The 19237-nt window shown below is 43.2% G+C and carries 23 protein-coding genes; 8 read left to right on the top strand and 15 right to left on the bottom strand.

Annotation, left to right across the window (positions count from 1 at the left end):
• Nucleotides 1-59 precede the first annotated feature (59 nt).
• Nucleotides 60-554: a DUF536 domain-containing protein gene (locus SM123_RS02010; RefSeq protein WP_003008835.1), complete on the top strand. Its 495-nt coding sequence runs from the start codon at nucleotides 60-62 to the stop codon at nucleotides 552-554.
• Nucleotides 555-607: 53 nt separating this feature from the next.
• The gene (locus tag SM123_RS02005) at nucleotides 608-1201 is read left to right on the top strand and encodes a 3'-5' exonuclease (protein ID WP_320909714.1); all 594 of its coding nucleotides are present in this window, start codon (nucleotides 608-610) and stop codon (nucleotides 1199-1201) included.
• 207 nt (nucleotides 1202-1408) lie between these two features.
• Here SM123_RS02005 and SM123_RS02000 read toward each other — a convergent pair whose 3' ends face one another.
• On the bottom strand, nucleotides 1409-1708 hold the full coding sequence (locus tag SM123_RS02000; protein ID WP_021153902.1) for a YbaB/EbfC family nucleoid-associated protein: 300 nt from the start codon (nucleotides 1706-1708) through the stop codon (nucleotides 1409-1411).
• A 164-nt stretch (nucleotides 1709-1872) separates the two neighbouring features.
• On the opposite strand from SM123_RS02000, the gene SM123_RS01995 reads away from it, so the two are divergent.
• Entirely contained in the window at nucleotides 1873-2643 is a 771-nt protein-coding gene (locus tag SM123_RS01995; RefSeq protein WP_320909713.1) for a class I SAM-dependent methyltransferase, read from the top strand.
• Nucleotides 2644-2663: 20 nt separating this feature from the next.
• Here SM123_RS01995 and SM123_RS01990 read toward each other — a convergent pair whose 3' ends face one another.
• The 8 genes from SM123_RS01990 to SM123_RS01955 are packed head-to-tail and all read right to left on the bottom strand — an operon-like array spanning nucleotide 2664 to nucleotide 9544.
• A complete protein-coding gene (locus SM123_RS01990; RefSeq protein ID WP_320909712.1) occupies nucleotides 2664-3485 on the bottom strand; it encodes an ABC transporter permease in 822 nt (273 codons plus the stop codon).
• Complete coding sequence (locus tag SM123_RS01985) at nucleotides 3475-4425, bottom strand: ABC transporter permease (protein ID WP_320909711.1); 951 nt, start codon at nucleotides 4423-4425, stop codon at nucleotides 3475-3477. The genes SM123_RS01990 and SM123_RS01985 overlap by 11 nt, the downstream gene beginning before the upstream one ends.
• Nucleotides 4413-5195, bottom strand: a complete 783-nt coding sequence (locus SM123_RS01980) for an ABC transporter ATP-binding protein (protein ID WP_320909710.1) — start codon at nucleotides 5193-5195, stop codon at nucleotides 4413-4415. The genes SM123_RS01985 and SM123_RS01980 overlap by 13 nt, the downstream gene beginning before the upstream one ends.
• Entirely contained in the window at nucleotides 5173-5958 is a 786-nt protein-coding gene (locus tag SM123_RS01975; RefSeq protein WP_320909709.1) for an ATP-binding cassette domain-containing protein, read from the bottom strand. The genes SM123_RS01980 and SM123_RS01975 overlap by 23 nt, the downstream gene beginning before the upstream one ends.
• A gap of 2 nt (nucleotides 5959-5960) precedes the next feature.
• Complete coding sequence (locus tag SM123_RS01970) at nucleotides 5961-7514, bottom strand: ABC transporter substrate-binding protein (RefSeq protein WP_320909708.1); 1554 nt, start codon at nucleotides 7512-7514, stop codon at nucleotides 5961-5963.
• Nucleotides 7501-8025 (bottom strand): DUF924 family protein, encoded by a 525-nt coding sequence (locus SM123_RS01965; RefSeq protein WP_320909707.1) that lies wholly within the window; start codon nucleotides 8023-8025, stop codon nucleotides 7501-7503. Before SM123_RS01965 ends, SM123_RS01970 begins: the two co-directional genes overlap by 14 nt.
• A gap of 3 nt (nucleotides 8026-8028) precedes the next feature.
• Nucleotides 8029-8877: an ATP-dependent sacrificial sulfur transferase LarE gene (larE, locus tag SM123_RS01960; protein ID WP_320909706.1), complete on the bottom strand. Its 849-nt coding sequence runs from the start codon at nucleotides 8875-8877 to the stop codon at nucleotides 8029-8031.
• 1 nt (nucleotide 8878) lies between these two features.
• Complete coding sequence (locus SM123_RS01955; protein ID WP_070594487.1) at nucleotides 8879-9544, bottom strand: Crp/Fnr family transcriptional regulator; 666 nt, start codon at nucleotides 9542-9544, stop codon at nucleotides 8879-8881.
• A 161-nt stretch (nucleotides 9545-9705) separates the two neighbouring features.
• On the opposite strand from SM123_RS01955, the gene larA reads away from it, so the two are divergent.
• The 5 genes from larA (at nucleotide 9706) to SM123_RS01930 (ending at nucleotide 15171) form a co-directional block, all read left to right on the top strand.
• The gene (gene larA, locus SM123_RS01950) at nucleotides 9706-10980 is read left to right on the top strand and encodes a nickel-dependent lactate racemase (protein WP_049489292.1); all 1275 of its coding nucleotides are present in this window, start codon (nucleotides 9706-9708) and stop codon (nucleotides 10978-10980) included.
• An 8-nt stretch (nucleotides 10981-10988) separates the two neighbouring features.
• The gene (gene larB, locus SM123_RS01945; protein WP_320909705.1) at nucleotides 10989-11756 is read left to right on the top strand and encodes a nickel pincer cofactor biosynthesis protein LarB; all 768 of its coding nucleotides are present in this window, start codon (nucleotides 10989-10991) and stop codon (nucleotides 11754-11756) included.
• Nucleotides 11756-13129 (top strand): nickel pincer cofactor biosynthesis protein LarC, encoded by a 1374-nt coding sequence (gene larC, locus SM123_RS01940; RefSeq protein ID WP_320909704.1) that lies wholly within the window; start codon nucleotides 11756-11758, stop codon nucleotides 13127-13129. Before larB ends, larC begins: the two co-directional genes overlap by 1 nt.
• A gap of 20 nt (nucleotides 13130-13149) precedes the next feature.
• Nucleotides 13150-13863, top strand: a complete 714-nt coding sequence (larD, locus tag SM123_RS01935) for a D/L-lactic acid transporter LarD (RefSeq protein WP_049489294.1) — start codon at nucleotides 13150-13152, stop codon at nucleotides 13861-13863.
• A 135-nt stretch (nucleotides 13864-13998) separates the two neighbouring features.
• Nucleotides 13999-15171, top strand: a complete 1173-nt coding sequence (locus tag SM123_RS01930) for an aminoacetone oxidase (RefSeq protein WP_320909703.1) — start codon at nucleotides 13999-14001, stop codon at nucleotides 15169-15171.
• A 35-nt stretch (nucleotides 15172-15206) separates the two neighbouring features.
• Here SM123_RS01930 and SM123_RS01925 read toward each other — a convergent pair whose 3' ends face one another.
• The 6 genes from SM123_RS01925 to SM123_RS01900 all read right to left on the bottom strand — a co-directional run bounded on the left by SM123_RS01925 (nucleotide 15207) and on the right by SM123_RS01900 (nucleotide 19217).
• Entirely contained in the window at nucleotides 15207-15869 is a 663-nt protein-coding gene (locus SM123_RS01925) for a hypothetical protein (RefSeq protein WP_320909702.1), read from the bottom strand.
• A gap of 102 nt (nucleotides 15870-15971) precedes the next feature.
• A complete protein-coding gene (locus SM123_RS01920; RefSeq protein WP_195423533.1) occupies nucleotides 15972-16298 on the bottom strand; it encodes an AzlD domain-containing protein in 327 nt (108 codons plus the stop codon).
• A complete protein-coding gene (locus tag SM123_RS01915; protein ID WP_049474651.1) occupies nucleotides 16285-16980 on the bottom strand; it encodes an AzlC family ABC transporter permease in 696 nt (231 codons plus the stop codon). Before SM123_RS01915 ends, SM123_RS01920 begins: the two co-directional genes overlap by 14 nt.
• 110 nt (nucleotides 16981-17090) lie before the next feature.
• Complete coding sequence (locus tag SM123_RS01910; protein WP_214259934.1) at nucleotides 17091-17645, bottom strand: DUF3592 domain-containing protein; 555 nt, start codon at nucleotides 17643-17645, stop codon at nucleotides 17091-17093.
• A 47-nt stretch (nucleotides 17646-17692) separates the two neighbouring features.
• A complete protein-coding gene (locus SM123_RS01905) occupies nucleotides 17693-18238 on the bottom strand; it encodes a hypothetical protein (protein ID WP_320909701.1) in 546 nt (181 codons plus the stop codon).
• Nucleotides 18239-18251: 13 nt separating this feature from the next.
• Complete coding sequence (locus tag SM123_RS01900) at nucleotides 18252-19217, bottom strand: hypothetical protein (protein WP_049486181.1); 966 nt, start codon at nucleotides 19215-19217, stop codon at nucleotides 18252-18254.
• Between the last annotated feature and the right edge of the window lie 20 nt (nucleotides 19218-19237).

The raw sequence follows: 19237 nt of genomic DNA, 5'->3' as shown, positions 1-19237 counted from the left end.
AGCCTACTTATGTTACTATCTAATAGAGTATTTCATAGAAAAAGATATTAGAGGAAGTTATGGCGATTGAAAAAACTGTCAGCGAAATTGCTGAAATTTTAGGAGTCAGCCGCCAGGCGGTCAATAACCGTGTCAAGGCGCTGGCTCCAGAAGATACCCAAAAAAACGAAAAAGGGGTTACCGTTGTAACCCGTAGTGGCTTGATCAAGCTCGAAGAAATCTACAAAAAAACTATTTTTGAAGATGAGCCAGTCAGCGATGATGTGAAGCAACGCGAATTGATGGAAATTTTGGTGGATGAAAAAAATGCTGAAATTGTCCGTCTCTACGAGCAACTCAAAGCCAAAGACGAGCAACTCGCTAAGAAAGATGAACAGTTGCGCGTGAAAGACGTTCAAATTGCTGAAAAAGACAAGCAATTGGACCAACAACAACAATTGACGTTACAAGCAATGAACGACCGCGATACCTTGAAACTTGAACTCGAACAAGCCAATGAAAAAGTTCAAGAGCAAGAAAGCAAAGGATTCTGGGCACGCGTTTTCCGTCGATAATCTGGGGCTGGATCCTACCAGTCCCTTTTCTTTTCTACCACAGGAGATTTCCCATGAAAACATTAGAAGATTATATTGCCTTCGATCTCGAATTTAACCAATACGAAGGTGCCTATCAGATCATCCAGGTGTCTGCCGTGCGTTTTACGGACGGTAAAGAAGTCGACCACTACGACTCCTACGTCTACACCGATAAGCCTCTAAAAAGCTTTATTAACGGCCTCACTGGCATAACCCAGGACAAGATCCAAAATGCTCCACAACTAGAGCAGGTCCTCGGCGAATTCAAGGCCTTCGTTGGAGACCGCCCCTTGATTGGATACAATGCCAAAAAGAGCGACCTTCCCATCCTACTTGAAAATGGCTTGGATTTAGAAGACCAGTACGCTGTCGATGTCTTTGACCAAGCTTTCGAACGCCGTCCATCTGACCTCCATGGTATTAAAAATCTTCAACTCCACACCGTTGCAGCATTTCTAGGAGTCGCAGGAAAATCACACGATAGCTTAGAAGACGCCCGCATGACAGCTCTTGTCTACCAACAATTCCTCGAATTTGATCAAGGCCGTACCCTCCTTGAAGAGCAAGAGAACTTCTCCACCAACCCCTTTGGAGGCTTGGACTTATCCGGATTTTTTGATGAATAAAAAAAGAGAGTGGAACAGAAATCGGTCATTCGTTAGAATTCGATTTCGTCGTCCCACCTCCACACAGTTGAGTAGGGCTGTAAAAGCTGATGAAATCAGCGTAGTAGAGCCCACTCAACCACTGCGTCTTGCTCGACAATCCAAAAATAATTAAGAGGCTAGGACTTTTGTCCCAGCCTCTTTTTAGTTGATGAAAACTTTCTTTGCTTAAAATGGCAATTTCCCTGCGAACGCACCGAGTTTTTTCTTGGTTGCAGCATCAATTTCTTCAATGGCGGCATTGATGGCTTGCACCGTCATATCAGAAAGCGTTTCTGTATCTTCTGGGTCAACCACTGCGACGTTGAAATCGATGGAAACGACCTTCTTATCGCCTGTCAGGGTTGCAACAACCAAGTCCTGAGCGGATTTCCCTACAAATTGAGTTGCAGCTAGTTCTGCTTGGCTTTGCTCCATTTGCTTTTGCAATTTTTGAGCTTGCTTCATCATATTTTGCATATTCATCATAGCAATAACATTCCTTCCAACTTCTGAAATTTACAGTTCATTATACCATTTTTTAGACGCTTGGAAAAGCCTTGAGCTGGGGAAGTACTGATTCTTCTTTGATATCCGTCTCAATCTATAGTATAATGTTCAAGAAATACCATGAAATAGAAAAAGAGGTCACCGTGTTATATAAGACCATCCAACAATACTGGGATAAACGCTACTCAGGTTATTCCCAGAAAAACAAAAAAGAAATCGAAAGTGTTCAGATTGAAAAATGGAAGTATGAACTCATCCGTTGGCTACCTAAAGAGCGTACCAGTTCTATTTTAGACATCGGTACAGGACCTGGATTTTTCCCAATCGTCTTAACACAAATGGGCTATACTAATGTCACTGCGATTGATGCTTCAAAAAATATGTTGCAAATTGCGCAAGAAAACCTTATCAAATATGGTGAAAAATCAAGTACAGTCCGCTACCTACAAATGAATGGGCAGGAGTTGGAGTTTGAGCCAGAATCTTTTGACGTCATTATGATGCGCAATGTTACGTGGAATTTGGAAGAGCCTGAGAAGGCTTATGAGTCCTGGCTACGTGCTCTTAAACCTGGCGGACAACTTCTCGTTTATGACGCCAACTGGTACTCTTATCTCAACGATCCTGCTATTCGTTCACAATTTGAGAACAATCTAAAGATCGTTTCCAGCGAACAGTTAGAAGATTACTGGCACGGCGAAGGGGTCGATGAGGCCTTGATTGAAGAAATCGCTCGCCAATTGCCACTAACCAAGCGCCTTCGTCCTGGATGGGATCTGGAATTTTTGAATCAATTTAAAGAGGTCGAAGCAACAGTTGACACCGAATTTGGACCAAAAATTTGGAGCCGAGAAGAAGAACTCAATTACGCAGCAACACCCATGTTTGCTCTTTATATCACAAAAAGAAGCTGATTCCTGTATGGATCAGCTTCTTATTTGTATTCTTGTTGGATGGCAAAGTACTGTTTGAGGAGTCTTCCTAACACCATTACGCCTCCAATAAAGAGGATGAGAAAAAGGCTTGGAAAGGCCACGATCCATGGCGCTGTCTGCAAATAGCTTCTGCCATTATTGATCATCGCGCCCCACTCTGCATCGGGCATTTGGGCACCCAAACCAATAAAACTCATCCCTGCAATTTCCATGACAATGGTATTCAGGTCATACACCATGGTCGTTACGACTTGGGGAAAGACACTAGGAAAATAGTAAAGTTTGATCTTACTCCAGAAGGTATTGCCAAACATATCTGCATAGCGGAAATACGGTTCTTCTTTGATATCTAGGAGAAGCGAGCGCACCAGGTAGGCATACTTGGTCCAGCTGGTCAAACAGATAGCCAGTAAAGTCTGCTCCATTCCAAGACCTAAAAAACCAACGATCCCAATCACAAAGATAATGGGAGGAAAGGCTTGAAAAAGCGTAATGACTACTTGAACTAAGCGATCCACGATCCCACCAAACTTGACACTAAATACTCCCATTAAGCAACCAAAAAGGACGACCAAAAAGAGAGCGAGAAGGGATGGAAAGAGGGTATGGGCCCCTCCGACAAACACTCGGACCAAGAGATCACGGCCCAACTCATCTCTCCCAAAGAGAGCTTGATGAGAGGGGGGTGCCAAAACATGACCCAAATTGACCTGGTTAGCGCGGTCAGCTCCCAACCACTGCGCAAAGGCCAGAAAGACTAGAAAGGCGAGTAAGCCAAGGGATACCCACCGAATGTTCCGTTTGATCTGATCAGATGACATGGTTGGCTCCCTCCTTGCGATAACGTTTTGGATTGATGAAGAGCTGGATAAATTCAGCAAAGGTATTGACTAGAAGAACACCAGCTGTAATGACCAGAACCGATCCCTGAATCAAAGGAAAATCCCGGTTGTGAACAGCTGTGATCAACATTTTCCCAATTCCTGGCCAAGAAAAGAGATACTCGATCACGGCCACACCTCCTAATAAGGAGGTTAAAGATAGAGTGATCAAGGTCAAGAGCAACGGAAATAATTGTGGAAAAATGGTTGTCCTAAGGATCTGCCCCCATCTCAAACCGCGCCCCATAGCCCCCATCACTGCATCTGACTCAAGAATCTCTGTTAAGCCTTCTTGTAGCTGCGGGATGTAGCGGCTCGACATGGTCAAGGCCAAGGTCAAAGAAGGCAGTACTGCTCCTTGTAGATTCACCGTTGATTGGATTGGAAACAGATGCAAATATAGTGAAAACACCAGCATCAGGCCAATCCCTAGAACGAAATTAGGAATGGTATTGGCGAGAGCCGTAGCAAACGAGATGAGCTTAGAAATCGGGCTCTTCTTATAAAAGACTGCCATAAAACTCAGCGGAATCGAGATCAAGAGGGTCAAGAAGAGGGTAGAGCCCGCTAGCACTAATGTATTAGGAAAATAAAAGGCCAATTCTTTTGCGACGGACGATCCGGAATGGTAGGTCATTCCCAGATTTCCATGGAAAACTCCTAATAGCCACCGTCCATACTGCACCCAGAAGGGATCCTGAAAACCAAATTCTAGACGCTTGGCCTCAAGCAGTTCTTTTGTAAAAGGAATCCCCTGGGCAGCCAACATATTTTTAGCTGGATCTCCTGGCGCTAGATACATGAGTAAAAAGGAGATCAAACTGACACCAAGTAAGATCAGTAGGAAACGGACCAGTAATTTACAGCTTATTCGAAACATCCATTCACCCACCTTTCTTGCTGCCGATAAGTGGCCAATAATTCCTGAGTATAGGGATCTCGTGGGGTGTTCAAGCACTCACTGGTCCTTCCTAGCTCTCTGATCTGTCCTTCTTTTAGGACCATTAGCTGTTGACAAAATTGGCTGACCAAGGCTAGGTCATGGGAGATAAAGACAAAACTCATCTGAAACTGCTCCCTCAACTGCTGTAGCAAGCGCATCAACTCTGCTTGAATGGTCATATCGAGGGCACTAGTCATCTCGTCGCAAACGAGGATTCTCGGTTTGATGAGTAAGGCACGCGCAATAGCTGCTCTCTGGCACTCCCCCCCACTTAAAAATTGAGGTCTTTGTTGGACTAGCTGGCGATTTAGGTGAACTGCCTCTAACACAGCCTCGATCACTTTTTCTTTTTCAGCTTTTGTTGACGCCCGATCAAAATGATCACAAACTTCCATCAAGCTTGAATAAACCGAGCGAGCTGGATGAAAACTAGCATGTGGGTGTTGATCAATATACTGGATCGTTTGATAGAATTCTTTAGTTGAAAAGTCTTCATAGGGACGGCCCTGTAAATAGAGTTTCCCCTGATGAGGTTTGATAAAGCAACACAGCAGATGACTAAGACTGGTCTTTCCAGATCCAGATTCGCCTACAATGCCAAAGCTTTCACCTTCTTCTAACTCAAATGAAATCGGACCTACTTGCATCCCCGATGCAGAATGACGGTAGGTGAAAATCAGATCTTTACAGGTCAAAATGGTCCCCATCTGTAGCTCCTTTCTGTAAACGAGGGGTTGCAGCAAGCAACTCTTTTGTATAGTCCTCTTTTGCGGACTCCAACAATTGGACCGTAGCTCCTTGCTCGATGACCTGTCCCCCACAAATCACAAGCATGTGATCACTCAAGGCCGCAGCGACTGCCATATCATGTGTCACTAATAGAAGAGACAAGCCTTCTTCTTTTTTTAAGCGGGTCAATAAGGCCACGATTTCTAGCTTTGTAACCACATCAAGCGCACTGGTTGGCTCATCGGCTAGCAAAACCTTCGGATAAGATACTAATGACAAAGCAATTGCAACCCGTTGCATCATGCCCCCACTTAGTTCAAAGGGATAAGCAGGCGCAATCTTTTTTGCTTCTAAACCAACCAGGTCCATACATTCTTTGAAAGAACGAATGTTAGGAGTCCGCCCTTTTAGACTTTTGACTAGGTCCTTGTAATGGTTTTCGATAGTTCGTCGATCATAAAAAAAGCGCCCAGCCTGCTGGCTGACCCAAGCTATCTCACTTCCCACAAAGGGGTAGGGAGAGGACTGTTGGAGTTGTTCCTCCCCTTGCCAACGATACTGGCCTTTTGCGATCCACAAATCTCTCAAAGGGAGCCCGAGCAAGACCTTTAGTAGGGTAGACTTTCCACTGCCACTTTCTCCGACAACAGCCAGGCTCTGAGATTCTCCTACTTGCATCGATACATCTTCAAGAATGATCCGATCCTTGGATTGGACCGTTAGGTGTTGAAGTTCAAGCATACTTATTCCTTTGTTAATTGATTGGTAATATGGTAATAGTCCGAGGCACTTGATTTGAGTCCTGACACGCGATCATTCATAATAACCGCCACCTTAAACGTCACCAAAAAGCTGATCGGCAGGTCTTCTTGGATCTCCCTTTGAAGATCCTTACTCAGCTCTTGACGTTTCTCTTGATCGCCTTCTGTCCCAAGAATTTTAATGAGTTGATCTACCTTGTTGCTCTTGTATTTTCCAAGATTAACCGAACCGTCTGAAGCCAGCGAACTCTTAAAGAAGGGATAGGGATCGCCCACAGGCGTCGCCACCATGGTATACGGTGTAAATGAATAGTCTTCTGCTGCAGCAATCGATCCCACTTCAACGGTCCGAATCTTCACATCGATCCCAATCTTTTTCAAGGCAGCTTCTGTCGCCTGAACTGCTAAAGGAATCTCTGGCAAACGCTCATAAGAGAGGGCTGTCAATGTAACCTTCTTACCATCTTTATAGCGAAACCCATCTGCTTTTTTCAGATAACCTGCTTGGTCTAAGATCTTCTCTGCTTCCGTGGCATTCGCATTTGGAACAGGCTCTTCTAAAGCAAAAGGAAAGCGACTTGGAAACGGACCACTTGTAGCTTGGGAACCCTTTTGAAAGAGCGATTGACTATAGTTCTTCCGATCAATCACCAAATCAATAGCTTTTCGTAGCGTCTTATCCTGCATCCAAGGATCTCGGAAATTATAGACATAAGAAAGATAGCGCGAGCCATCAACTTCTGAAATCCGATAGCCTTTTTTCTGGCGATAAGAAGCTAGATTGAGAGCAGGCATTCCATAAGCCGCATCGATCTCACCAGCATCTAAGGCAAGACTCATCGAGGTCGCATCTGAAAAGGAGCGGATCTCCACCTTTGCTACCTTCGCTGCCCCATTCCAATAATTGCCAAAGGCCTTTAGACTAGCCCCATTTTCTGGACGAAAAGCCGTCAACTGGTAGGGACCTGTCGCAACGACCGATTTCCCAGTCGACTCCTTGGCTCCAACATGGAGAATGGTCGAATAAGGATCCGCCAAGAGGTTCAAGAGAATCGGTTGAGGCTCTTTGGTTTTGATCCGAAGGGTATGATCCGTCGCGGTTATTTGCTCGATCATTAATTCACCTGACGCCCGCTGATTGGAAGACAAAAGATGTTCCAAAGACTCCTTGACCGTCTGAGGAGTCATGAGACTCCCATCATGAAATCGCACCCCTTGACGGATCGTGATCTCCCACTCCAGAGGGGACAACTGCTCACCTTTAGTGGCCAGCCAGGGCTGGATCTGTAGCTGATCATCCATTTTAAACAGCGTCTCTCCGACTCCATAGCGCACTGTAAACCAGCCATTGTACTCTTTGACTGGATCAATATTGGCCGGAAATTGGGTATAGCCCATCGTAACCGTGTCACTGGAAGAGACCGTTTTATTCTGTCTTCCCTGGAAAGCCTTCAAGGCTAGCAAGAAAATTCCAGCTAACAGGAGCGCCCAGCAGAGCTTGGCCCAAGATCCTTTTTTTCCTTTAAAAACCAGCATGTTCTGCTAGATACTCCTCTTCTTCTTTGGTCGAAGGCCGTCCTAAAATGGCATTGCGATGCGGATAGCGTCCAAATTGTCGGAGAATCTCCGCATGCATCTTCTCATACTTCAAGCGTTTTTCGAGCCCCGGTTGATCAAACAAGCGCAGGGCTTCTTCATGAATGACTAAGGACTCAGAATGCATAAAAGGCATGTAGAAAAATCCTCTTTGTACAACTGGTAGATCCAAGGCTTGCTCTAAGCCTTCTTGGGCCAAGACCAATGCCAGGGAATCTGTCGCAAAAGCTTGGGCAGTCCCTCGAAAAATATTGCGAGGAATTTGGTCCAAGAGCAAAATCTCTGCTAAACGCCCTTCTGCCGTAGCCCGCCAGTGAAACAATTCCCCACGACTGGCTTTCCAATAGAGGTCCTTAAAGCGCTCCCGCATTTCTTGGTCCAAAGCATCCGATTTTTTAAACCAATCCTCTGGCTGCAACTCTTCAAACCAAAACTTTACTACTTCATTCATGCTTTATTCCGCCATAATTTTTTCTTTAGTTTTTTCATCCAAAGAGTCATTCATTCGACCATACTTGTAACCAGCCAAATCCAAGGCTACATAAGTAAAGCCAATTTCCTTCATGAAGTCATTAATCTTGTCATGCATTTGAATCGCTTCAAGAAGGTGGTCTTCTGCTACTTCAATACGGGCCAAATCCCCATGGACGCGCACACGGGCTTGCTCAAAACCAAGACCTACAAGGAACTCTTCGCCCTTAAAGACGCGTTGAACATTTTCTGGTGTAATTTTAACGCCGTATGGGAAACGAGAAGCTACACTACAAGAAGGCACCTTGTTCCAATTAGAGACGCCTCTTTCCTTGGCCAATTGACGAATTTCTGTCTTATAGAGACCAGCTTCTTGCAAGACACTGCGTACTCCTGCTTCATTGCGGGCCTTGATCCCCGGACGAAAATCTCCCATATCATCCATAATCATCCCATCTACCAACTGCTCAAAGCCAAGATCTGTAACAGATTCTTTAATGGTTTGGTACATCAATTGCTTGCTGTAGTACCAGATATTTGGCGTGTTAGCAGCGATGCGCGGATCACTCAATTCTCTCATCTCAAGCCCCAGTACAGGTGCGGCCAGCTGATCCGCCAAATCAAGCGCCAAGTTAAATTCCTCCTCTGAAAAGAGTTCTGAATTGACCACTGCCGCAATCACATTGTCAGGACCTAAAGTATCTAAAGCGACCTTTAAGAGGTAAGAACTGTCAATCCCACCAGAATAAGTGATGGCTACTTTCCCGATTTCCCGCAAAATATCTTGTAATTTTTCTTCTTTTTCTTTTCTGATTTGTGCTTCTGTTGCCATGTTAGAATGTTTCCCTTCCAATAAATTCTTCAATTCGTTCGATGTCCAAAATAACGATCTTTTGCTGTCGAATGTCTAAAACACCCTCCCGCTTTAATTCGTTCAGGATGCGGTTGACACTGTTTCGGGTTGAGATCCCACAAAAACCAGCAATATCTTCGTTGGTAATATTAAAATCAATCAAAATACCATCGTCCTGCTCTACCCCAAACAAGCTGCACAGCTTTTGTAGATGAAAACAAACCGCGCCTTTTTTCCCATTCATCATCATATACTGCTGGGATTCCATACTCTCAGACAGTTTATTGCGATAATAATCCCGTACGTAATCTTGCAGTTCCTTTTTCTCTTTGACAAAGGTCCAGAACTTGACCCGAGGAATCCGGTAAAAACTAGCCTCAGCTGTCTCGACGCGCACGTTAAAAGGCGAGTCCGTATAATTGGATACCTCATCCCGTAACAAGGAGACAATATCGGTCGCTTTTAAATAGGAAAAGTTAAATTCTCGACCATCACGCATGATGACACTGGTCTTGACAACTCCTTCTTTTAAAATATAGATATAGTCCTCTTTAATCCCGCGATAAGAGAGGTAGCTGTGGTATTTTTTCTTGATAATGGGCGTTCGCCTTTCTTCCAAGAATTTCACTAAAAATGCTGAATCCACGCGCGTTTTTCCTCCTGTTTTGGCTCTTCATAGAAGTCACACTAATGATACACCTGTTCAAAACGAACGACGTTAACATTTGTTGACATCAATTGGTGCACACCTCTTTTTAAAAAGAATTATACTATAAGTATCAGTATTAATAAAGGAGATCGCAAATAATGGTAGAAATTAAATTACCGTACGACAAAAAATCGATTGTTGCAAAGATTCCAGATGAAAACTTTGCAGGATTGTTAGAGTCTAAGGCGGAAAACTTCCATAACCCACTGTCTGAAGAAGAAACTGTTGAACGTTCAATGGACAACCCTATCGGCAGCCCTACTTTGGAAGAACTTGCTAAAGGCAAAAAAGACATCGTGTTGATCAGTTCTGACCACACTCGTCCCGTTCCTTCTCACATCATCACTCCAATCATTTTGCGTCGTATTCGCTCAGTTAACCCTGATGCACGCGTGCGTATCTTGGTTGCTACTGGTTTCCACCGTCCTTCAACTCGTGAAGAATTGATCAATAAATACGGCCAAGAAATCGTTGACAATGAAGAAATCGTTATGCACATTTCAACAAACGACGATGACATGGTGAAAATCGGTCAACTTCCTTCAGGTGGTGATTGTATCATCAATAAGATCGCTGCTGAAGCTGACTTGTTGATAGCAGAAGGATTCATCGAATCTCACTTCTTTGCTGGTTTCTCAGGTGGACGTAAATCAGTCCTTCCAGGTATCGCATCATACAAAACTATCATGGCGAACCACTCAGGTGACTTCATCAATTCTGATAAGGCACGTACTGGTAACCTTGACCACAACCCAATCCACGAAGATATGCTTTACGCTGCTCGTACTGCAAACTTGGCCTTCATCGTCAACGTTGTATTGGACGGCGAAAAACACATCATCGGATCTTTCGCTGGGGACATGGTTGAAGCCCACAAAGTTGGTTGTGACTTCGTTGCAGACTTGGCACGTGTGTCTAAGATCGAAAGCGACATCACAATTTCAACAAACGGTGGTTTCCCACTTGACCAAAACATCTACCAAGCTGTTAAAGGGATGACTGCAGCCGAAGCTTCTAACAAAGAAGGCGGAACAATCATCATGGTAGCTGGATGTGCAGACGGTCACGGTGGAGAAGGTTTCTATCGCAACCTTGCTGACGTAGAAGATCCAAAAGAATTCTTGGAACAAGCCATCAATACACCTCGTTTAGAGACTGTCCCAGACCAATGGACTTCTCAAATCTTGGCACGTATTTTGGTACACCACCATGTTATCTTTGTATCTGACCTTGTAGATCCTGAATTGATCAAAGGTATGCATATGGAACTTGCAACTTCATTTGACGAAGCGCTTGAAAAAGCCTTTGCTCGTGAAGGAAAAGATGCTAAAGTAACTGTTATCCGCGACGGACTTTCTGTCGTTGTTGAATAGAATCAAACATGGATTTTCAACCCAATCTAGAACAGACACTCCGTTCTTTGCAAGCAGGTCATCTCTCCGTTGAGGATGCGCTTGAGCAAATCAATGGAGTTAAAGAACTAGGGTATGCAGCAATTGATACTGACCGGCAACGTCGCAACGGCTTCCCTGAGGTCGTATACGGCGAAGGAAAGACAGTTGAGCAAATTGAAGGGATCCTGCAATTTCTTTCAGAAAAAGAATTGCCGATCCTCACAACAAGAGTCTCTCTCCAAAAGGGAGAGGCTCTTTCTCAGCGCTTTCCGACTGGCCACTATTATCCAGAAGCCCGCTGCTTCGTTCTCAACTCTAAAAAGGAAGAAGCCGATCCTGAACACTACATTGCGGTCGTCACAGCAGGGACAAGTGATGTTCCTGTTGCAGAAGAAGCTGCAGTCACTGCAGAAACCTTTGGCCATTCGGTTCGCCGAATCTATGATGTGGGAGTCGCCGGTATCCATCGCCTCTTCAATCGCTTAGAAGAGATCCAAAAAGCCAGTGTGATCATCGTGATTGCCGGTATGGAAGGAGCTCTTGTCAGTGTCGTAGGAGGCCTTGTGGATGTTCCCGTTATTGCCGTTCCGACTAGCATTGGATACGGAAGCAACCTTCAAGGGCTAACAACCTTGATGAGTATGTTGACCTCTTGCGCTTCTGGCGTAACGGTCGTCAACATTGATAACGGATTTGGTGCAGCTTATTCAGCATGTATGATCAATCGACTCAACCACAATCGAAAGGAAAACTGATGACCAGTCTATTTTTAGAACCTTTTTCTGGAATAAGTGGCGATATGCTCAATGGTCTTCTTGTGGACCTTGGGGCAGATGTCGAACTTCTTCACACAGAACTCGAGAAACTGGGAGTGGATGGTTTCCACCTCCACGTTCATCGCCTCGCAAAAAGCGCAATTTGGGGAACTGATTTCGATGTTCACCTTCACCACGGGGAGAAAGATACGGGGATTGAAGGTGATTTTGATCACGATCATGAACATCATCACGATCATGAACATCATCACGATCACGAACATGATCACGAACATCATCATGATCACGAACATCATCACGATCATGAACATCATCACGATCATGAACATCATCACGATCATGAACATCATCATCACCATTCCCACGCGGATGCTCGCAGTTATGCGGATATCCACGATCTGATTGCCGCTTCACAGTTGAGTCCTTTTGTGAAAGAAAAGAGTCTTGAAGTCTTTCTTGATATCGCAAAGGCCGAAGCAGCTGTGCATAACATGCCTGTCGAACAGATTCATTTCCATGAAATTGGTGCAATTGACTCCATCGTCGATATCGTTAGCTTTTTCATCCTAGTGGAATCGCTCGGTATCGATACAGTTTACTCTACTCCTCTCACTGAGGGAAGTGGGACTATTTCAGTTGCCCATGGAGAAATGCCTGTTCCGGTTCCCGCTGTGATGCAGTTGAGAAAAGGAACGACTATTCCGATTACTCAAGACTTCACAGTTAAAACGGAGTTGATTACTCCGACAGGGTTAGCCCTCCTTAAAGCATTGTCCCCAATCTTTGAACCAATCCCCTCTCACCTTTCCATCGAAAGTGTGGGCTATGGATTTGGTAAAAGAGAGACTGGAAAATTCAATGCTTTACGCGGTTCGCTATTGAAAGAAGACACCTCTCACAGCACCACTGTTGTTCATCGCACGGAAGATCAAATTATTGAGATCACCACTACGATCGATGATCAAACACCAGAGCAACTCGGTTATATTATCCACCGTTTCCTGGACGCTGGAGCTTTAGATGTCTACTATCGTAGCGTCGTTATGAAAAAGAATCGCCCTGGCTTTGAATTGATTCTCTTGATTCAAGGAAGTCAGTTGGAAGATTTTTCAGCCCTCTTGTTCAAAGAAACCAGTACCATTGGTTTTCGATATCAACAAGTCGACCGAAAGGTCATGCAACGTCGATTTGAACAAATCGATACGGAATTTGGACCTGTTACGGTAAAAATTAACCAGTACGGATCTACCACTAAAAAAACACTTGAATACGAAGACTGTCAGCGTATTGCTACGGAGATGCAGTTGCCGATTCAAGAAGTTTATCACCAATTACAAAAATACATTTATTAATTTAGGAGACATTAATTAACATGACACATCAATTACTTGCAGAAGTTATGAGTACAGCTTTGATGATTATCTTCGGGGTTGGCGTACACTGTGACGACGTTTTGAAGAAAACAAAATATGCTGGAACTGGACACTTATTCGCGATCACTACATGGGCATTCGGTATCACTGTCTGCTTGTTCGTCTTTGGTGGCGTTTCAATGAACCCTGCTATGGCTTTGCTGAAAGTCCTTCTTGGTAAATTGACAATCGCTCAATTCTTCCCAATTGCAATCGCTGAAATGATCGGTGCCTTCCTTGGTGCAGTCATTGCTTACTTTATGTACGCAGACCACTTCAAGATTTCTGAAGGTCAAATTGATGGTGTTGCTATCCGTAACATCTTCTCAACTAACCCTAACTGCCGTAACCTTCCACGTAACTACTTCGTCGAAGCGTTCGCAACATTTATCTTCTTGACATCTATCATGGCTGCTGAACATGCCAACGAAGCAATGCTTCCATTCACTGTTGGTTTGATCGTTTGGGCTATCGGTATGGGTCTTGGTGGTACTACAGGTTTCGCGATGAACCAAGCGCGTGACCTTGGACCTCGTTTCGCTTACCAAATCTTGCCAATCAAAGATAAAGTAAACAACGACTGGCAATATGGTCTTCTTGTACCAGGTACTGCTCCATTTGTTGGTGCTGTCCTTGCCTTCTTCTTCATCCGTTACTTCCTTGGAATCATGTAATGAGTTGATCAAAGAATCATTCAAAAGCAAGCATCGAAAGGTGCTTGTTTTTTGATTCCTTCATTTCCGAAGCCGTCCATAAAATGATATAATGGACAAAGCAAATCATGAAAAAACAAGAGAAGGAAGAACGACATGACTCACTATCAAACTATTGTTATTGGAGGCGGACCCGCTGGGATGATGGCGACCATTGCTAGTGCCTCTTATGGCCAATCCACCCTGCTCATCGAAAAGAATAAAAAACTGGGCAAGAAACTCGCAGGTACCGGAGGGGGTCGCTGTAATGTCACAAACAACGGGACCTTAGACGATTTGATGGCCGGTATCCCTGGAAATGGCCGTTTCCTTTACAGTGTGTTTTCCCAATTTGATAATCATGATATCATCCAATTTTTCACCGATAATGGCGTCAAGCTAAAAGTCGAAGACCATGGTCGGGTCTTTCCTGTTAGTGATCAATCCCGCACCATTATTCAAGCCTTAGAAAATAAGATCCTTGAGCTTGGTGCTAGTATTGCCACCAACTGTGAAGTGGTCTCTGTCACCAAGCCAGAAGACGTCTTCATCGTCAAATCAGCTGAAAACACTTGGACAGCCGATAAGCTGATCGTCACAACTGGAGGCAAATCCTACCCTTCTACCGGCTCTACTGGCTACGGACACGAAATTGCCCGCCACTTCAAACATAGCATAACGGATCTCGAAGCTGCAGAAAGTCCTCTTTTAACAGATTTTCCACACAAGGCCCTCCAAGGCATTTCTCTGACAGATGTGACCCTCAGCTACGGCAAACACATCATCACACACGACCTTCTCTTTACACATTTCGGTCTTTCTGGCCCTGCAGCCCTTCGGATGTCCAGCTTTGTTAAAGGCGGGGAAATATTATCTCTGGACCTCCTTCCGACTACTTCTTCTCAAGACTTAAAAGACTTTCTAGAAGAGCATCGAGAAAAGGCGATTAAAAATAGCCTCAAAGCCCTTCTTCCTGAACGATTAGCCGATTTCTTGGCGCAAGGATTCCCTGAAAAAGCCAAGCAACTCACTCCTCCTCAGATAGAAGAGCTCATTAAAAAAATCAAAGAGATGCCTATTCCTGTCACTGGGAAGATGTCTCTAGCTAAGTCCTTTGTAACCAAGGGCGGCGTCAGCCTCAAAGAAATCAATCCCAAAACCCTAGAAAGTAAGCTAGTTCCTGGGCTCCACTTTGCAGGAGAAGTCCTCGATATCAATGCCCATACAGGCGGTTTTAATATCACATCCGCCCTCTGTACCGGTTGGGTAGCAGGAAGCCCTCATTACTAAAAAAACGAACTCGATTTTCCATCGAGTTCGTCTTTTTATTGTTCTTTGGTTAATGAAAAACGGAAATCATTGTATTTGGTGTAGTCAAATTCTGTATTGATAGGCGCTGTGAAAACAATCGGGGTATAATGGCCTTCTTCTAAGACAAAACCTGGCTCCAGTCGGAAGTTGGCTACACCTAACCCTGTGATCCCTGGAAGCAAGGCATCAGCTCCATCCAATCCTTCTGACTCCCAATAGTAGATATTGCCTGTTGCTTTTACTGCTCTTGCTGTATAGGTCGCTGTCCGAGTCGGTTCGCTATCATTTTTGAAGCTAACCACTGTTGTCACATCTCCATTGGCATCCACTGTCATTTTAATCGCATCCGCTTGTGGACTAGATCCTACCCAAGTTCCCACCAATTCTGCAGGGACAGGAGCTTGCATCGTAGTAGACGCATTCTCTGTCTTACCAGAGTCTTTTGAAGCTGTCGCGCTACTTGCTTGAGTCGAAGAGCTAGCTGTATCGTTTGCCTGAGAGGAAGATGCCGCACTCTTTTTGCTATTACTTTTGGCTTTTTTCTCTACCTTGCTGGTAGATGCTTTTTCGGATGAGGAAGCTGTTTTTTTATCCCTTGCACCACAACCACCGAGAGCTAGACCAAGTGAAGCAGCCACCAGAACAGCGGCACTCCAACGGAAGATTGATTTTTTCATAAGATCACCTCTTTATCTTTCTGACTTCCATTATACTCCGATTATTACAAAAATCAAGTTTATTTGTAACAATTGTAATTTTTTTGTAACATATTTTTCCATTTAAAATGCCAATCGTAATAGGGCGATCAAGACAATCCCAAACAAAACGGTTCCCATAAGGTTTTTGTAACGAAAGGCTACAAAGAGACTGGGAATGGTCACTACTAGGTCCAACCAGTGGAGCTGCGGGAGACTTCCAATTTTTCCATCTACTAAGCTTGACAAAACCAAGGCAAAGATAATGGAAATGGGCAAGTATTTGAGAAAGCGGGTTACAGGAGCCGGCAGTCCCTTGTATTTGACCAAGAGGAAGGGCAAGATCCGAGGAATCCAGGTAACGAGGGCTGAGGCCAGAATGGCCATGAAGATATAACTATTCACGCGCATCACAGACCACCCCCACAAAACAGCCGATCAAGGTCGCAGCTAGCACAGCTAGCGGTTGCGAAACAAAAAAGAGTAAGAGAAAGAAACTCACTGCTACTGCTAACAGCACCATGAGCATGGTCTTGGTCTTTTCTGTCAGTTGCATTCCTTGAAACTGGGCTGCAAAAATCCCAATAAACATAGCCACCAAAGCAAAATCAAGCCCAAAAGCCTTTGGATCAGGTAGGAGAGATCCCAGAGCTGTTCCGATAACCGTCGCACTGATCCAGGCCACATAGCCTACTAGATTATTCCCATGCATCCAAGGGACTGTAATGGTATCCGTCTTTAACTTCTCGCTCAAGTAGACCCCATAACTCTCATCAGTCAGGAGGCTTCCAATCCCGATGGTATGAGCGAGACTAGCATCCTTAAAGTCAGACGACGTATGCAGACTCATCAACATATTACGGAGATTGATCAAACACACCGTCAAGGCCATATTCAATATAGAAGAATGAGCCGCAATCAGAGAGATCATCGCAAACTGGGCCGCCCCAGCATAGACCAAGATACTCATCAAGGCCATCTCCAAAGGAGAAAGATAGGGAGACGCCACCACACCGCAAGCCAGGCCAATACTGATATAGCCCAAAGCCGTCGGTAGCGCGTCCCTCACCCCCTGCCAAAAATCTTTTTCCACTCTCTCACTCCTTTCTGAATCATTGACCTCTATTATAACACAAGAAAAAAGGTTGAAAAAGGACCAATGAGAGACTCAATCCATTTCTACTGCCCTTATATTTTAAAATCTTAATTAGCCTTCCAATCGTATATTATAGATAAAATTGTAAGGGTTACAAAAACGATCATAAAAATGATGTAGAGAATAAGAAAGAAAAGAGCCAACCTTTTATACAGTTTATCTTTATTACAAAAACGTTCAACATAAGACTCTTTTGGATTTTGAGGATTATACCAGACGGTCATAGTAGATCCTTTGGGAAAGGCTTCTTCTAAAACGTTTGTATAGGAGACCATTGAGTTTCTAGAAATCACTAAATTTTCACTTAAAAGATCCGGTGTATCAGCTACAGCCTTCCGACTCATCCAAGGGGCCGATTTCACCACGGTCCAACGATATTCCAGTTGTCTCTTATATGCCATTCCATCAACAATGTATTCGACAATTGGTGGATTTACCTGTTGTGCATATGCATACCCAACAACAATACCATCAAGCCGTTCTGTTGCTAGATTTTTCCTTCTTGCAAAACTCTTAGAAATGCAGGAGTAGATGAAAAAAACAGTTAGGAAAAAGATAGACCCGCCCCCTATTGCAAAAAGAAATATAATATATACTGGCATTTTTCTACCTCCTATTTTTAAGAATATTAAAAGCTATCAAATCTTTCTTACTCACCGTTTTCCACTTCTTGAGATATGCTCTCCATCATATCGGGCCATTTGGATAATTGGTAATCAAATTTGAACATAAATATCACTATAAAACTAATCATCAAAAAGAGTGCTGCAATAGTTTCATTTCCGATGGCAAACAAAAGAATTGCGGCTACAGTTAGGAACCTAAAAAGATTGACCAGAAATGTAAAGTACACCTTCCGTCTCTTTAATGCCTTAATTAACTTCTTGCACTGATCCTCATCCAACTTGGATGGCTGTAATTTCAGGCTTGCATGGTAATATCGAATGATCCACGCAGCTAGGAAGTAGGAGATAACACCTAAAATCGGAATCGTTCCAAGTCGTACCAACTGATTGTCAAATATTCCAGCTTCCGCTAATCCATCCGAAATTTTGTTGATAATAAATAATGTAATAGGGAGCAATACATAAGACCAGTAGTTAGGAGAAGATGTCTCTTCTAGTAAGATTTTTTCCTCCCAATCAAAATGGTAATTCTTGTTCTCCCATATCCCTAAATTAATCATTGTTTGCATAACAACCTCTTTTTCACTCTCCTTGTATGTTTCCTATTTTATTGTAGAATTGTTTAAACTCATCATAGGAATGAATCTCATGTTCTTGGCCATCTATAGAATATTCTGCTGGTATTGTAACATTTTTAAATAAATTCGTTTTTTGATTCACTAAAAGTTTAAGTATAGGAATGTTCGTATCCACACTAGGTCTATCTACCAAAATCCCTATCATAGAATGATTTTCGGAAAATAAATCTTTAGTATTTGGGTACTTATCAAACATTACAGCATCGGGTTCAGGAAATTTTTTGGTTTTATCTAATGAGATTCTACGATCAGCCATTGTTAGCTGTTCATGAATAGGTAAAAATGAAATATAGTTGGTTGAATCATTCACAACTTCTTTTTCCGTTGTATCACCTTGATCAATTACCTTCCCTGATTGTAAATCAATGGATTTAATAATGTCCTTCTTATAATGATCCTTAGGACTTTTTAAGTATATATCCAACAATTCTTTGCCATTACTAATATAGATAACATTGTCAATTCTATCTGGTACATATGATTTGTTGTATTCACGAGTCATTTTAAAAAGATCATAATCCTTAGGAGTTAATTTCTTATTTTTTATATTGTATATAGTAATACCCCAATACTCTTTCCCATCCGGAATATTATGTTTCATATCATTAATATCCTTTAGTTTGTGGTATTCTTTAACAATTTTCGTTTTCCCAACAATTGGATAAGATCGTAACACACCCCCATTATTCTTTGTCATATAATAATCGAGTTTATTTTCATAATCCCATTTTGTAATGATAACTTTCCCATTTTCAATAAAATCATAATCAACAATTTTTTCTTTCAAATCAATAAACGTATATGGTTTTATATAAATAGAGATATAAGTCCTATAAGACAAAATCAATAAAAAGCCAATACCAATCATTACAAAGATTAGTTTTTTGACTCTATTCGGTACCTTTACCATTTTCTCTTTCTCTCCCTCAC

It is taken from the genome of Streptococcus sp. S5, assembly GCF_034134805.1.
Classification (GTDB): Bacteria; Bacillota; Bacilli; order Lactobacillales; family Streptococcaceae; genus Streptococcus; species Streptococcus lingualis.
This window is presented reverse-complemented; position numbering and strand designations above follow the sequence as displayed.